Raw genomic sequence first — 16322 nt, 5'->3', positions numbered from 1 at the left:
GCAGGATAACAGACGGAGCGCGTAACAACGGCAAGCGAGCCGTATGTGACGATTGTTTGTTGATGTGTGAATTGCACATTGTTTTGGGAGTTTTGGTTCGATGAAGCCCGTCGTTGGTTTTGGTGAAATTATGTGCCGCCTGGCTTGCCCGGAACGTCTCCGGCTACGTCAGACACGCGCTCTGGACGTGACATACGCCGGCGCAGAAGCGAGCGTCTGCGCCTCGATCTGTAATTTCGGAGGCTCGGCCCGGTACGTCACCGCGCTGCCCAACAATGCCCTCGGCGAAGCCGCGATGGACACCATCCGGGCGGTGGGGATCGACGCCAGCCATATTGTCCGCCCCGAACACGGCCGGATGGGCCTGTACTTCTTAGAGACGGGCGCCAACCAGAGACCCAGCAATGTGCTCTACGACCGGGCCGACGCCGCGGTGGCCATCACCCCCGCGGATCAGTACGACTGGGAAGCCATCTTCGAAGGCGCCGGCTGGCTCCACCTCAGCGGCATCACCCCCGCCTTGTCGGAAGTTGCGGCGGATGCCACCGAACGTGCGGCAAAGGCGGCCCAGCAAGCCGGCGTCCCGGTGTCGATCGATCTGAACTTTCGCAAGAAGCTTTGGGGCTGGTCGCCCGATCTCCCAAGCCGTGAATTGGCTCGCCAGGTCATGGGGCGAATCCTGCCGCAAGTCTCGGTGGTGATCGCCAACGAAGAAGACTGCGCGGACGTCCTGGACATCCGTGCGGGAGATACCGACGTTGAGGCGGGTTCGCTGGAGATCGATGGGTATCCGTTGGTCGCCCGGCGCGTGGTGGAACAGTTCCCCAATGTGCAGAAAGTAGCGATCACTCTAAGAGAAAGCCTCTCGGCTAATCACAACAACTGGGGTGCGATGCTCTACGACTCCGCCGAGGATAAGCCTTACTTCGCGCCGCTCAACGATAACGCCGACTATCAGCCCTACGAGATCAAGAACATTGTCGACCGGGTCGGGGGTGGCGACTCATTCGCGGGCGGCCTAATTTTCGCGCTAAACACCCCGGCGTTACAAGCGCCCGGTGATGCCGTGCGTTACGCGGTGGCGGCGTCTTGCCTCAAACACTCGATCAAGGGCGATTTCAATTTCTCTACCCGGCCCGAGGTCGAAGCGTTGATGCACGGCGCTGCTTCAGGGCGTGTCGTTCGTTGACGAGGCCCATGCCAATTCCTTTCTGTTTTCATCTTTCCCTGAGTTCTTAACATGATCGAATGCATCCGCACCTACCGAATTGAACATGAGCTAGACGAACCATTTGGTTTTTCTCAGTGGAACTATAAAACGCGGCACGGCCTTCTGGTTGAGATCGTCGACGACTCGGGAACCATTGGGTGGGGCGAGTGCTACGGGCCCGCCGCGGTCACGCAATCCGCGATCTCGACCTTTTATGCCGACAAACTGATCGGCATGGATCCGTTGCGTAATGAAGCCGCTTGGCAACACTGCTGGCGGTCCTCTCTCGACTTCGCCCGCAAGGGCATCATGATGGGGGCGATTTCGGGCCTGGATATGGCGATGCTGGACCTGAAAGGCAAGCTGCTTCACGTCTCGGCCTCAGAACTTATGGGCGGACGGCTCCGAGACACCGTGAGTTGTTACGCCACCGGCATGTACTTCCGAGATCAGCCCGAGCCGCAACTACTCGACACCATTCTGAATGAGGCGAGCGAGTACCTGAGCCAGGGTTTCAAAGCACTGAAGATCAAGGTGGGCAAGAACCTGGACTTCGACAAACGGCAGATCCATGAACTCCGCAAGCTTGCGCCGAAGGCCCAACTGATGGCGGACTCGAATCACGCCTACGACCTGCCCGAGGCGATTGAGATCGGTCGAGCCCTCGAAGAGAACGCGTTTGCATGGTTTGAAGAACCGCTCTCGCCCCAACACCCCGACCAGTTCCGCAAGCTCGCCAACAAAATCGATGTGCCCATCGCCACCGGCGAATGCGAACAAACCCGATGGGGCTTCAAGGACCTGCTGGATCACGGCGGCGTCCATATCGCTCAGCCCGACCTGGCTTACTGCGGCGGCCCCACCGAAGCTTTGAAGATCAGAGCGATCGCCTCCTCTTTTGGGGTCCGCGCGGTCCCGCATGTTTGGGGCACCATGCTTAACTTGGCGGCCGCCACCCACTTCCTGGCCTCAAGTTATGTAGAGCCGGGCCGACTTACCCCCAACGAATTATTGCTGGAAGTCGACCGGACCCCCAACCCGATGCGGGACGATATGTACATCAATCCCCTGGACGTGATCGACGGGAAAATCCAGGTACCCACCCGCCCCGGGCTCGGAGTCGAGCCGGACCTCGACATGCTGCGCAAGTACTGCGTGCAAGATACCGAGACTCTAACCCCCAAAACACCCCTAAGCATTGGGACCACATCAAGCTGGCCTAGCAAGTCTCGCGTTTCGAAAATCTGACAACTTTAGAGATGCTGCGAAATTCTCAATCAATGCGTATCTAGGCATTGGAGGTAAAACCCTCGTTATTGTGCCGAGAATTGTAGAGAAATAACCATTATTCAGAATGATTCTCAAGCTAAGGTGGTCGCCTGGTTTGAGTGCTTCTCCGGCAAGCAGACACCTCACAACTGATTCATCGCTTTTCGTTTCAAAGTTGGCATCACCATGATTCCCTTCAATTCTCGCAACCTGTTTCCTAGCCAGTGGCATACAAAATTGAGATTTGCGGCCTGCCCAATCTTCTTGTGTGTTGCGCTTGCGGGCATGCCCGCTCAGGGCCAAAACGCCAAGAACGTCATTGTGATTGTTGCGGATGATGCGGGATATGCCGACTTCGGCTTTATGCAAAACAACGGGATCAGTGGGACCGACCCCACAACCGGATTTGCGACTTCGCTCACCCCCAACCTCGACGCGTTGGCCAACCGGGGCGTGACGTTTGATCGCGCTTATGTGGCCGCGAACTGCCAACCGACCCGCGCGGCAATCATCACCGGGGCGTACCAGCAACGCATCGGCAACGAGAGTGTCGGCAACAACCTGTTTCTTCAGAGCCAGATCGCTGAGTTTGGATTCGAAGGCATCCCCGACGCCACCCCCACCCTTTGGGATCGGTTTAAAGCCGAAGGCTACGCCACGGGCGCCGTCGGGAAATGGCACCTCGGCTCGATCGAAGGGATCAACCGACCTCAAGACCAGGGTGTCGATGAGTTCTACGGCCACTGGCACGGTTCGCGCGACTACATCCTTGGGCGCAGCTACAACCTGAACCAGATCAACAACCCCAACAGTGCTCTGCAGCCGCGCTACATGCGCGAAACCGTACGCCAATCGGACGGCACGGTGACCGATACCGTGGTCGAAGGCACCCGCAGCGGCGAATACATCACCAATGTTTTCGGCGATTATGGTGTTCAGTTCATCGAAGACCACGCCAACGAAGACCCGTTTGTTCTCTACCAGTCGTTCACCGCTCCTCACAAACCCTGGAGCGACGATTCACCAGACTTCAACGACCCCCGCCTTGCGGGCCTTCAAGGCGTGCGTAAGGAAGTCGGGTCGATGATGATCACGATGGACAGAGAAATCGGCCGGATCCTCGATCGGCTGGAAGACCCCAACGGGGACGGGAACACCAGCGACAGCATCGCCGACGACACAACCATCGTGTTTGTGAACGACAACGGCGGCGTCTCGGGCTCCGATGCGTTCGGCGACGGCACGGATAACGGCCTGTTTCCCAATGTAAAAGGCTCACCCAAAGAGGGCGGCATCCGGGTCCCGATGCTCATCGCGGGTGCGGGCATCGATGAATCGGCCCAGGGCACGATCTACAACAAGCCCGTACACGGGATCGATATCCTCCCCACCGTTCTCTCGCTTTCCGGGGCTCAACCGATTGAAGGGGAGGAACAGATCGATGGCGTCAACCTCCTGCCCTTCATCAACGGCCAGACCAGCGACGATCCGCATGAGGTCTTGGTCCACCGGTGGCGCGGGACTTTCGCGGTCATCAAGGATAAAGACGACGATCAATGGAAACTGGTCAATACGAACACGACCAACGCTCGGGAAGACCGCTTCCGCCTGTACAACGTAGCCGACGACATCGACGAATCGAATGACCTGAGCGGCAACGCCGTCCACGCCGACCTGATCGAAGAACTCAAGCGTGACCTAACGGACTACGAAGCATTCTTCGATAAGCCGCGGTATTCGATTCTGGCTCGTACGCTCGAAGAAGAGCCGCTCAACGTGTTCGACCACCACGTGTTCAACCCCAATGCCGGGAGCACCGCCTGGTCGGGCGGGAAAGCCGACGGCGTCTCGTATTTCGATGCTTCGGGCAATCCCAACGGCACGCTGAACTGGTTTGAAGCGGGGACCAACGACGAAAAGTTTCTGCTCCGTGCCGACGGCTTTGCGAGCGCTGTGCTCGAGTTTGGCACACACGACAGTGACTACACCGCCACGAACGATTTGCTCCGCCGCACCGGCCTCGAGTTTATGCTCAACCAAATGGTCCTCAGCGGCGATTACACCGAGGCAGACAACCACCGCGCGACGATCGACGGCCTGTCCGTGCTGTTCACCGAGAGCCTCACCGGCCAACAGGCCGAGATTGCGGTCGACGCCACCCACTCCTCGACCGGACGCTTCACCTACGATCTCGACCTTGATCTGATCCTTTACGACAACCTGGCGTTCACCGGCGACGGCGACGTCACGGTCAACGTCAACGGCACCGTCCGAGAGTATTTTGAGTCTCGCGATCTCATCAAGCGTGGCACCAGCACCGTCAGCCTGAACGGCCAAGCCATCCACTCGGGCGCCACGCTTGTCGAGGGCGGCACCTTGGCCCTCATCGGTGGGGCGGCACTGGATCAGACTTCTTCGATCCAAATTTCTGAAGGGGCCACGCTGGACGCCTCGGCAACGAATACCGGTGGACTCACGCTGATGGACGGCCAAACCATCGGCGGATCCGGAACATTGGTCGGCGAGCTAACCATCTCATCGGGTGCCACCGTGCAGCCCGGATCGAGCCCCGGCCGCTTGACCATTGATGGCGACACGACGTTTGAAGACGGCTCAACACTGCTCCTCGAAATCGACGGATCGGGTGTGGCAGGTACCGCGTACGATCAACTGGAAATTTTGGGGCAATTGCAGGTGACAGGAGGTACGCTTGAAGTCAGAACAGCCCCTTCATACAACGCAAATCTGGGCGACGTTTTTGACTTGTTAAGCTTCGACTCGGCCCAAGGTGAATTTGATGTCTTGATCTTGCCAGAACTTGGGCAAGGCTTAACGTGGGATGCGGACAGCCTTTTGACCTCGGGCACCATTCGGGTTGTGCCCGAGCCCTCGACCGCCTTGGCGATACTCGTTTCGGGGGCTTTGGCCTATGGCCGACGACGCCCGCGCCAGTAACTCACTTTCATGTCTGGCCAGCGGCGTCCATTCGGCAATTCACCGTAAACACCCAACACTATTTGAACCACACCCAAAACGGCTCATCGAGCCAGGAAACAAACCATGAGTTCTACGAATCTATCCTCCACTGCGACCGCTCTGGGCCAAACCCCTCCGCAGAAGCACGCCGTTATGGACAATAGCGAGAGCCCCTACGTCAAGCTGCGTTCGATCGGCGTGCGCGATTGCCGTTGGACCGAAGGGTTCTGGGCCGACAAGGTCAAGCTTTGTGAGGATGTGATGGTGCCACACATGGGGACCATCCTCAAAGGCGATATCGGCCACGCATACAACAACTTCAAGATCGCCGCGGGCCTTAAGGAAGGCGAGCACAAAGGCGAATGGTGGCACGACGGCGACTTCTATAAATGGATGGAAGCCGCGGTCTACATGTATGCCCTCAACGGCGATGAAAAGATCCTCGAAGAGTTGGATGAGATCATCGAAGTCATCGGCCAGGCCCAGGAAGACGACGGCTACCTCTCGACACACGTCACCATCAACAAGTTCGAGCGGTTTGATAATCGCCAGATGCACGAGCTCTACAACGCAGGCCACCTGTTTACCGGCGGGGTCATCCACAACCGGTTGACCGGGAAGACCAACTTCCTCGACATCGCGATCAAGAACGCCGACTACATCTACACCGTCTTCCAGCCCCGCCCGGCAAAGCTGGCCCGCTTCGGCTTCAACCCATCGCAGATCATGGGGCTCGTTGAACTCTACCGCTTAACACGGGACCAGAAGTATCTCGAGCTGGCCCAGATCTTCGTCGATATGCGCGGGGCCAACCGCGACTACGAATGGAACGAGCCCGAGCCCGGCGTGAACGCTGCGTTCCGCGGTGACATGTGCCAAGACCGGGTGCCGATCCGCGAAGAAACCCAAGCCGTGGGCCACGCCGTGTTGGCGATGTACCTCTACGCCGGAGTCGCCGACGTCTACGCCGAGACCGGTGAGAAAGCGCTGCTCGACGCGCTCGACCGCATCTGGGCCGATGTCGTGGATAAGAAGATGTACCTGACCGGCGCGATCGGCCAGACCCACCACGGCTCCTCGCCGCGCGTCGATTTTGTACACGAAGCCTTCATCACCGAATACATGATGCACAACGGCATGGCTTACAACGAGACGTGCGCAAACATCGCCAACGCCATGTTCAACTGGCGGATGATGTCGATTAACTCCGAATCGAAGCACGGCGACTTCATGGAGCTCGCCCTGCTCAACAGCTCCCTGTCGGGCATCAGCACTTGCGGGAAAGAATATTTCTACGCCAACCCGCTGCGGATGGTGGACGGCGGCCGCGACTACTCGCACACGCCGACAGAGAAACCCTGCCGCCTGCCCTACATCGAGTGTTTCTGCTGCCCGCCCAACCTGGTGCGCACGATCGGCAAAGCATCGTCCTGGGCTTACAGCATCGCCGAGAATGGCATTGCCGTGAACTTGTATGGCGGCAACGAACTCAGCACGCAGCTGCAAGACGGTTCCGCACTCAAGCTGCGTCAAGAAACTCAGTATCCATGGGACGGCCAGGTCCGGTTCACCGTGGACGAATGCAAAACCGAACCGTTTGCGGTGATGCTGCGGATCCCCGGCTGGGCCCACGGCGCTCAGGCAACCGTCAACGGCGAAGCCGTGGCAGAGCAGACCACACAGGGCCAATTCCTAACCCTTAACCGGTCTTGGAAGGCGGGCGACGTTGTCGAATTGACACTGCCGATGCCGGTCCAAAAAATCGAAGGCCACCCGCGTATCGAAGAGCTGCGCAACCAGATCGCGATGACCCGCGGCCCGATCGTGTACTGCATCGAATCGCCTGATCTACCGGAAAAAACCAGTATTCTCGATGTCTATCTCAAAGCGAGTGATGATTTTGCTCCCGAATACCGGCCTGATTTCCTCGGCGGCGTGACCGTTCTGAATGGCACCCTCACGCTTCGTCGCGATCAGTCAGAAGGCATGTACCGGGCTGTCAACCAAACCGACTGGTCGGATTACTCTTCGCAGCTTGTTCCTTACTTCGCCTGGGCCAACCGCGGACAGAGCGAGATGACGGTCTTCATGCCGGTCATCTGGTCATAATATACCCGGCCCATTTTGAGCCTGAGATATAATGAGTTAAGACTCGCTAACCACAAATTCAATCTGAGTATCCATCTTTATCTGAGCTGACACGTGTCATTCCTCATTCTCGCAAAAGAGTTGTTCCACAACGAAGTGTTGCCCGTTACGGCAACGCGCATCGCTGAACGTCCGCTGCCACAGAGCGATCTCCACCGACACGAGTTCTTTGAGATCATTTTTGTGGCCGAGGGAACACTGCACAATCGGCTGGCCGACATGGAGATGTCGCTCGAGGCGGGTGACATCTTAATCCTCAAGCCGTTTATCCAGCACCAGCTCGAGACGTGGTCGCCCAAAGCAGCCCCGCGAGCGTATTCCTGCAGCTTCCTGCCCCGGGCGATCGACTCAAGCGTTTCAGGGCTTGAGGAGATCGTGACGTCAAAATCACCGAACTACTACTTCTTCAACGCCATGCTCCCGCTTGCCGAAGAGGACGTCTCGGCCGTTCGGCTCTCGGTCCCCCAAGACAGTATCGAATTGCTCGAGCAATTGTTCATCCAGCTCGCCGATTTGGCCACTCACGACGATGTCGCTTCGACCGCTAAGTCCAAATGTGTCTTCCTCAATCTGCTGCTCGGGATCTCAGACCACAGCTCAACGCAAAAGGAATCGGTCGAAAGCTCGCAACGCTCGATTAAAGTGGCCGCAACCCGCCACCGCGCGGGGCTTCTCAAGGCCCTGGCCTATATCCACGAGCACCTGGCGGAACCGATTACGCTTGAAGAGGTCGCCGAAGTCGCCAATGTTTCGGTGAGCTACTTCAGCCTTTTGATCAAGCAATACACCGGCATGTCCTTCGTCAACTATCTGACCAGCCTCCGCATGGACTTAGCAAAGTCGCTGATGCGCAGCACTTCCGACAGCATGCTGGATATCTGTTTCAAGGTGGGCTACAGCGACTATTCGAATTTCAGTAAACGATTCAAAGCCGTAACCGGGCATAGTCCTCGCGACTATCGTCGCCAAGCCTAAACCCCCAAAGCCTCATGGCCAATTCTGGCTTAAATACAAACTTCTCGCGCTGCCGGAAGAGGCTGAACACACATCTAAACCAATAAAACAAAGCCGCTTAAAGCAAAGTAATATCTGCACGCTTGTTTATCTGATCAGCCATTTTATCTGGCGATATGTGTTGTAAATTTACTCCATCGTTAAGGTTTGGCTGCAACGTACGGCTGTTTTCAAGTTTCTCTGCACATCAATTTGGCCGTGCCGCATCACCAATCCGACTGAATCGCAAGACTTCTCAAATTGGAGGAATATCATGTCAAAGTTTAAATGTATTTTTGGGGTTGGTTTGGCCGCGTGCTTCTCGGTGGGTGTGGATGCTGCCATCATTGTTGGTGGACCCGCGGTTAACACGACGCCCCGTACGCCGACGCTGGGCAACGGCAACTTCGAGGCGGAGCAAGCCTCCAGCGGCGCCCTGAACTACCTCAGCATGGCCAACTGGGTCAACGTCAGCGGTGCTGATTCGATCAACTTCGGTCAAGACGCTGGCTTTGGTGCCAGCCCCGAAGTCAACTCGCGCGGCGCGTTCCTGTTCCAGAACCGCATCAGCGCCAACGACACCGGCTATGCGGTGGGCGCGGCCGGTGATGTGTTCGACATCGACTTCTACGGCAACCGCTTCGGCGGTGGGTACAACGGCGACGAGAGCTTTGAAGTCATCCTGTTCTCCGGCCCCTCGACGATCGATGATACCACCACCGAAGGCGATATCACCGTGCTCAGCACGACCACGTTCTCGATTGATTCGGGTTGGAACCAGTACACCCAGGACGGCATCTACACCACCACGGCTGGCGATGTCGGCAGCACGATCTACCTGGGCTTCTCGGTCGATAACGCGACCGGCAACGACGTCTTCCCCCGCATCGATGTGATTACCTGGGAAGTCAACCCCGTGCCGGAACCCGCTTCGCTGGCACTCCTCGGCCTGGGCTCGCTGGCCATGCTGAGCCGCCGTCGTACTTCGTAAGGTCCGGTTCCCCTGCCGGTCGAACCGGTAACGTCTTTACTAAATGATGCGGGTGGCTCGGGAATACTCCCGAGCCACCTCTTTGCTAGCCAAGATGCTCGGCTTGTGAAACCACGCCCCGCTGACTCAATTCACACTTGTATTTCCTGGCGAATCTCTAGCGACTCCCATTAAACTCATACAGGAACTTCATATGAAAACCTCCACCTGTTCACTGGGCCTGATTGCTTTGGCGTTTGCGATGCCGCCTTCCGCCGCCGTCGCGGGTGAAGAGGACAAGGCTCCGAAGTTTGCCAAATCCGACAACATCACGTTTGAAGACCGGTCGCGTCGGAAATGGGACAGCGCGTTGATCGCCGACCTCGATCAGAACGGGTGGGAAGACATCATCATCACCGAGCACAGCCAACGCGCTCGGATTTACTGGAATGACGAAGGGCAGTTCTCTGAAGAGCCGCAGCTCTTGGTCAATGGGGATACGCACGGCATCGCGGCGGGCGATTACGACCAGGACGGTCGTATCGACCTGGTCGTCTCCCGGGGAGGGGGCGACGGCTCCAACCCTCGCAACCCGGTTTGGTACCACGTCAACCGCGACCGCACGATCGAAGGGGGCGATGAATTCGAACACTTCGAACGCGCCCGTGGCCGAGCCGCGAAACTCATCGACACGGACAACAACGGTGTTCTGGACCTTGTCCTCACCGCGTTTCCGTTGAAGACGCAGGCCGACGGTGCCGACATCCTCTACACGAACGACGGCACCGGGCAATTCCTCCAGACCAGCCGTTTCCCGCAGACCAAATGGATGGGGTTCCGCATCCTCACCACCGATTTCAACGGCGATGGGAAAGTCGATGTGTTTCTCTATGGCGGGGATGACATCAAGGTGGCCCAAGGGGGAGAATCGCACTCCTTCATCGACGCAACCGACAGTGTCCTGGGCGACCTGAAACACACCAACTTTGTAAAAGGCTTGGCCGAGATCGACTTCGACAACGACGGCGATCTCGATCTGTTTGTGACCCGAGCCGGGCACCCGTTCTCCGAAAAGCGTTGCTACTGCGGGGAAGAGCACACCTACTACTTCCATTTCCGCCGGGCGAAATTCGATGTCGAGAGGATCGAGATCGACGGCGATATGAAAGTCGAAAACCTCCAAATGGCCTATCCGCACTTTGATGTGTTCTCGGGTGAGGCAAAAGACCTGATTACGTTCGATGTCGACCGACACGGCCATAAAGACTTCACCCTCACAACCGACCAGGCCCAAGGTTTCCCAGAGGATTGGTCAGACCCCGGCCTGTACCTCGGGCACACCGGCGAAGGGCGCTGGCGTATCGCGGGTGAAACCCGTGCGGGTACCTCCGCGGTGGTGCACAACGTAATCTCCGCCCCCGAAATCATCCTCGAAGAAGACATGCCCGCACTCCTCTTTGAGAACCGCGACGGCAAGTTTGTCGATGTGACCGCAGAGTTCGGAATCGATCTTCCGGAGCAGACCACCAGCGCTGCGGTCGGCGACTTCGACAACGACGGCTGGTCGGACATCTTTGTCGTCCGCTACGGTGATCCGACCAAGGCCCAGGCTCAGGTCCTGTTTATGAATCAGAAAGGCGAGTCGTTCACGCGTGTTGAAGGCCACGGTATTGTCTCCGAAGAACTAGGGGCGACCGGCGGCGGCGCGGAGGTGTTTGACTTTGACCTCGACGGCGACCTGGACTTGGTCTACAACAACGAAAAGGGCCGGTGGTACCTCTACGAAAACCATCTCGAAGCGGCGGCGGATCGCCACTACCTCATCGCCGACATCGGGTGGTCGCCCAGGAAAGAAGCAACACCTCAGGGCGCCAAGATAGTCGTCGAAGCGGGCGGCCACACCTACACCCGAACGGTGGGCACCACACCCGCGGCGTTCTCTCACCCCCTGAATACCTACCAGCATATCGGCCTGGGCCCGATCAACCAGATCGATAGCGCGACCGTCACCTGGACCAACGGCGAGCAGCAATCGATCACCATCGATGAAGTGGACCGCATCGTGCAATTCGGGTACCACGAGTGATGTGGACTTGCCCGAAGTGGCCGAACACGGTCGATGCCACACGGATTCGATGATCTGATTTTGATTTTAGATCACCCCCATGAGCCAACCCTTAAACGTTCTATTCCTGCTGGTCGATCAATGGCCTGCTGATTCGTTTGGATTCAGGGGGAGCTCCTGCGCAACCCCCAACCTCGACCAGCTGAAGTCCCGGTCCACAGATTTCGTCAACGCATTCACAACCTGCCCGCTCTGCACGCCGGCACGCGGCGCCTTGCTCACCGGGCGTTGGCCACACGAAACCGGCGTCTACGACAACTGCGGCGTCGGCTATTCCAATCAGCCCAGGATGCGCAACGAAACGGCCACCTGGCTCGACCACGCCAAGGAAGTGGGTTACCGCGTCGGCTATTTCGGGAAATGGCACCTGGGAACGGACGGCTTGAAAGACCGCGGCTTAGACGGATTCGATGATCCGGGCGAGGTGCATACGCCTTATGACGAGCGCCCCGGCTTTAGCTACGAAAACACCAAAGACTATTACCTCAAGCACGGCCAACAAATCCTCAAGCAGGGCACCGCACCGTTTTGGGGCGAGACCGGTCCCGACGCCGGCCCCTCGAAATGCGGCATGGCTGTCGATTCTGGGTTGTCGTTCCTCCAACAACAGCGCGACAGCCATAACGACCAACCCTTTTTCCTAACGGTTTCCATCGCCGACCCGCATTTTCCGCATTACCTACCCTCGCATGTATTGGCGCAGAGAGATTCGCTCGACCTGCCTTACCCCGCGAATTTCGATGATGATTTTTCCAACAAGCCCGCGTTTCAGAACGGTCACTGGTGGCCCTGCCATGACACCGACACGTTAACGGATAACGACTGGAAGCACATCTTCGATTACGCCCTGCGTCACCGCGAATACGTCGACGCACAGATCGGCAAGCTATTGGATGCCTTGCGGCAATCAGGACTCGAGGAGGACACGCTCATCGTGTTCACCTCGGACCACGGCGACATGTGCGGCGCTCACAACCGTTTCGACAAAGGACCTTATTTCTACGACGAGGTCTGGCGGGTGCCCCTCTTGATTTCGATGCCCGGCGTCGCGCCATGCGAAAACGCCGAGTTTGCCTCACTGATTGATCTGGGACGCTACTTCAACCGCTTTTTTGGCGGGACCAACGAACCCACAGAGGGTTTACGCTTGGAAGATGAGCTTGGCAAAACCAAGCAGCAACCACAAGACAGCACCTACGCCCACGGCGTGTACGACATGTACAACGGCCATTGGTTCGGTATCCGCGCTATCCGAGACGCACGACACAAGTATGTTCGTAACTTAAACGCGGTTGACGAGTTTTACGATCTCACCCAAGACCCGCACGAACTAAAAAACCTTATCGACACGCCCGGATACCGCGAACCCCTCGCTGTTCTTTCTCGGCAACTCGACGAATTTCTCGAAGCGATCGACGACCCCATCCGTCACGTCGAAGCCTGGCCGACTCCCGGGCAGGTGGTGCACGTCAATCCCTATCGCAACTGACCCTTGAATCCTTCGCATCCGTAAACGAACCGCCGGCCAGGGCTGGGGCGGGGCGGGACCGTGTCATCATCAACCCGAGCCAGATTAGGAAAAGAGCAAACGTGTCGGAAGGGATTTCAACTCAACAGCTGACGGATCGCCGGGGCGATCAATGGCTCAAGCTCGCCACCGCGGAGCTGGGCCTGCCCAACCGCTCGCAAACGCACGCGGTTGACGTAGCGGTTCTCGGGGGCGGGATGGCGGGGATCTGCGCCGCGGTTTCCGCGGCCCGCAACGGAGCCAAGGTCCTGCTAATCCAGGACCGGGCGGTTCTGGGGGGAAACGCATCGAGCGAAATCCGCGTGATCGTTCACGGGGTCACCCGACTCAACACCGGCAAGGCCGAGCGCGAAACCGGCATCATTGAAGAGATCCTGCTGCACAACCGCTTCCACAACCCCCAGCATTCTTATCCGGTCTGGGACCACGTGCTGTATGATTTTGTCGTTCGTGAACCCAACCTGGAGTTGATGCTCAACACCCAGGCGTTGCGGGCCGAGATGGAGGGGAACCGCATCCGCAGCGCGGTCTGCTGGCAAGCCACCACCGAGTCGGTCGTCACCGTGCGGGCACAACAGTTCATCGATTGTTCTGGCGACGGCCTCTTAGCGGCAACCGCCGGCGCGTTGTACCGAACCGGGCGGGAGGCTTCGTCGGAATTCGGCGAGAAGTTCGCGCCCGAACAGGCTGACGGCTGGCAGATGGGGCCGACGATTCTTCTCTCGTCGGAGGATATGGGCAAGCCGGTTCCGTTTAAGGCGCCTTCGTTCACGATCCCGTTCGACGTCGATCACGCCCACCCCAACCGCCGGATCACGCCGTTCGTCGAGGGGTTCTGGTGGGTCGAGGTGGGCAGCGACGACGACATCATCGCCGACGCCGAAGTGATTCGACACAAACTGCTGGGCTACGCCTACGGCGTGTGGGAATACGTGAAAAACTCGGGGAAGTACCCGGAGGCAGAGAACTACGCGCTCGGTTGGGTCGGATCGCTGTCGGGGCGACGCGAGTCACGCCGTTTCATTGGGGATTACATCCTCTCCGAGCCCGATCAACTCGAGCACAAACACTTCGACGATGCCGTGGCCTACGGCGGCTGGCCCTTGGACGAACACAACCCCGGCGGCATCGAACGCATCGGCGACCCGCCGAGCTTCTGGCACGAGCACTTCGACCGGGTGTATCAAATACCCTTCCGAAGTCTGTATTCGGGCAATATCGAAAACCTGCTCTTTGCCGGGCGGAATGTCAGCCAGACCCACGTCGCCCTGTCGTCTTCTAGGGTGATGGCGACGTGCGCCACGATGGGGCAAGCGGTGGGCACGGCTGCGGCGCTCTGCGTACGTCACGGCGTCAATCCCCGCGGCGTTTACGAAGCACACATCGACGAACTGCAGGAACAGCTGCTCCGCGACGACGCCTACATACCCCAACGGCCGGCCCACGATCGCGCGGACTTGGCCCGTCAGGCGAGGCACTTCGAAGCCTCTTCAACGCAAAGCGGCGATCCGTCGTTGTTGATTGACGGCGTCCCCCGCGACGAGCACGGCGAGACCCATCATTGGCAATCTCAAGAGCTGCCCGCAAACGTGACTTTGAGCTGGAGCGAACCCGTCGAGCTCCACGCCGTCTTGATCAAAGCGGACACCAACGTTCACCGCAACATCATGATGCTCAAACGGCCAAAGGATGACGCGGACCATACCAGCACGGTTCCCATCGAGTTGGTCGAGGCCCTCGAAGTCGAAGTGCAGCAAGACAACGGGGAGTGGCGGCGGGTCGCATCAATCGAACAGAACCCGACTCGGCGGATACACCTTTCGTTTGAACCGGTCACAACCAAAGCGCTGCGGGTATGCGTGCTTCGGACATACGGGGCCGACCAAGCCAAGTTGTTTGAAGTCCGGTGCTACGGCTCGACGGGCCCGGCTTCAGACTGACGTCTCGCATCACGCCAGAAGCTCAGGCATTGCAGGCCCTTGCGGCAACGCCATTCGCCGGGCCGCCAAGGCCTAAAAATAGAAAATACGACATACCAAAGCCGTAAATCCACACGGAAAGCACCCGTTTTTTGTAAAAAAGACCAAGACTTGGTCGCCCCCAATCCTTAACTTGCAAATGGTGAAATACCGACCTGTTCATCGCGATGGCACAGTCATCGCGTTGTACGCATCTAGGTCGGATCGCATCCGACTCCACTTTGTTTCTTTGCCCCTCCACGGCTCGATTAAGGATAGGTTCAGATGAAAATTACCCGGTCCGTTGCATACGCCTTGCTGGCGAATCTTGCGATTACCAGTTCGATGTATGGAGAGACGATTATTGGCGACGAGATCGGCAACGGTAACTTCGAGGCCGAGGCGTTTGGCTCAAAGGCGGTGGCGTACAAAAACGTGAGCCATTGGCATCTCATCGGAGGCAATGAAACCTCGACCACGTTTGGCACGCTCCAGGGAACAAACGGCAGCCCCGACAGCGCGGCCGACGGCCGTAATGACCGGCAGGCGGCGTACCTGTTCGATAACGACGACAGCTCGCAAGGCGACCGCTACGCCGCGAACGACACGGGCTACACCATCCAGTCGGCGGGGGAGTCTTTCAGCATCGAGATGGCTCTGCATCAGTTCGGCAGAACCGCTAATTATCACGGCGACGAGTACATCAACGCCGTGCTCTTCACGGTGGCCAAAAATCTAAACACCAGCACCGAGGTCGCCGACATCGAGATCGTTGCGTCGACCCAGCTCATGATCACAGGGACCTGGCTGACCGTGTCTGCCGATGGCTTCTACACGACGACCGAACAAGACATCGGCAAAACCGTTTTCCTGGGGCTTGAACTCGTCGACCCTCAATCGCCCGAAGGCGGGCGCTCGATCTTCCCTCGTTTCGATGCCGTCAGGCTGGAGGTCCATCCCGGCGAATCTACGCCGAGCGCTGAACCCGAGTGAGTTCCTCCACGAGCATTTCAATTGAACCGGCGTGACCATTCGTCGGCAGCTACGGCATCCAAGGTTTGAGCCTCAATTCCTCGTTGGCCCATCACGAAACCAGAAAGCAATTCCATGAGATTCATCGCGACCGCATTGGCAAGCGCAACTTA

Annotated in this window: 10 protein-coding genes; all 10 read left to right on the top strand. The window is 58.2% G+C overall.

Annotated elements, in window-relative coordinates; all coding sequences use genetic code 11:
- The first annotated feature begins 100 nt into the window (after positions 1-100).
- A complete protein-coding gene (locus HNQ40_RS04825; RefSeq protein ID WP_184676744.1) occupies positions 101-1189 on the top strand; it encodes a sugar kinase in 1089 nt (362 codons plus the stop codon).
- Positions 1190-1240: 51 nt separating this feature from the next.
- Positions 1241-2458: a mandelate racemase/muconate lactonizing enzyme family protein gene (locus tag HNQ40_RS04820; RefSeq protein ID WP_184676743.1), complete on the top strand. Its 1218-nt coding sequence runs from the start codon at positions 1241-1243 to the stop codon at positions 2456-2458.
- A gap of 306 nt (positions 2459-2764) precedes the next feature.
- Positions 2765-5434: a sulfatase-like hydrolase/transferase gene (locus HNQ40_RS04815; protein WP_184676742.1), complete on the top strand. Its 2670-nt coding sequence runs from the start codon at positions 2765-2767 to the stop codon at positions 5432-5434.
- A 174-nt stretch (positions 5435-5608) separates the two neighbouring features.
- Positions 5609-7564 (top strand): glycoside hydrolase family 127 protein, encoded by a 1956-nt coding sequence (locus tag HNQ40_RS04810; protein WP_221435388.1) that lies wholly within the window; start codon positions 5609-5611, stop codon positions 7562-7564.
- A 93-nt stretch (positions 7565-7657) separates the two neighbouring features.
- Positions 7658-8578, top strand: a complete 921-nt coding sequence (locus tag HNQ40_RS04805; protein WP_184676740.1) for an AraC family transcriptional regulator — start codon at positions 7658-7660, stop codon at positions 8576-8578.
- 292 nt (positions 8579-8870) lie between these two features.
- Positions 8871-9587, top strand: a complete 717-nt coding sequence (locus HNQ40_RS04800; RefSeq protein ID WP_184676739.1) for a PEP-CTERM sorting domain-containing protein — start codon at positions 8871-8873, stop codon at positions 9585-9587.
- Positions 9588-9780: 193 nt separating this feature from the next.
- A complete protein-coding gene (locus HNQ40_RS04795; protein WP_184676738.1) occupies positions 9781-11652 on the top strand; it encodes a CRTAC1 family protein in 1872 nt (623 codons plus the stop codon).
- Positions 11653-11731: 79 nt separating this feature from the next.
- The gene (locus HNQ40_RS04790) at positions 11732-13180 is read left to right on the top strand and encodes a sulfatase-like hydrolase/transferase (RefSeq protein WP_184676737.1); all 1449 of its coding nucleotides are present in this window, start codon (positions 11732-11734) and stop codon (positions 13178-13180) included.
- Between the two features lie 101 nt (positions 13181-13281).
- Positions 13282-15159, top strand: coding sequence for an FAD-dependent oxidoreductase (locus HNQ40_RS04785; RefSeq protein ID WP_221435387.1), 1878 nt, complete (start codon positions 13282-13284; stop codon positions 15157-15159).
- Between the two features lie 303 nt (positions 15160-15462).
- Positions 15463-16170 carry a hypothetical protein gene (locus HNQ40_RS04780; protein WP_184676736.1) on the top strand — a complete coding sequence of 236 codons (708 nt, stop codon included), beginning with the start codon at positions 15463-15465 and terminating at the stop codon, positions 16168-16170.
- Positions 16171-16322 lie beyond the last annotated feature (152 nt).

Source organism: Algisphaera agarilytica (genome assembly GCF_014207595.1).
In the GTDB taxonomy this organism is placed as follows: Bacteria; Planctomycetota; Phycisphaerae; order Phycisphaerales; family Phycisphaeraceae; genus Algisphaera; species Algisphaera agarilytica.
Note: the sequence above shows the minus strand (reverse complement) of the source record. Positions and strands in the feature narration are given on the sequence as shown.

Coding starts and splice junctions, on each gene's coding strand:
- HNQ40_RS04825 (WP_184676744.1), top strand. CDS start 101: ATGAAGCCCGTCGTTGGTTTTGGTGAAATTATGTGCCGCCTGGCTTGC.
- HNQ40_RS04810 (WP_221435388.1), top strand. CDS start 5,609: ATGGACAATAGCGAGAGCCCCTACGTCAAGCTGCGTTCGATCGGCGTG.
- HNQ40_RS04795 (WP_184676738.1), top strand. CDS start 9,781: ATGAAAACCTCCACCTGTTCACTGGGCCTGATTGCTTTGGCGTTTGCG.
- HNQ40_RS04800 (WP_184676739.1), top strand. CDS start 8,871: ATGTCAAAGTTTAAATGTATTTTTGGGGTTGGTTTGGCCGCGTGCTTC.
- HNQ40_RS04815 (WP_184676742.1), top strand. CDS start 2,765: ATGCCCGCTCAGGGCCAAAACGCCAAGAACGTCATTGTGATTGTTGCG.
- HNQ40_RS04790 (WP_184676737.1), top strand. CDS start 11,732: ATGAGCCAACCCTTAAACGTTCTATTCCTGCTGGTCGATCAATGGCCT.
- HNQ40_RS04780 (WP_184676736.1), top strand. CDS start 15,463: ATGAAAATTACCCGGTCCGTTGCATACGCCTTGCTGGCGAATCTTGCG.
- HNQ40_RS04820 (WP_184676743.1), top strand. CDS start 1,241: ATGATCGAATGCATCCGCACCTACCGAATTGAACATGAGCTAGACGAA.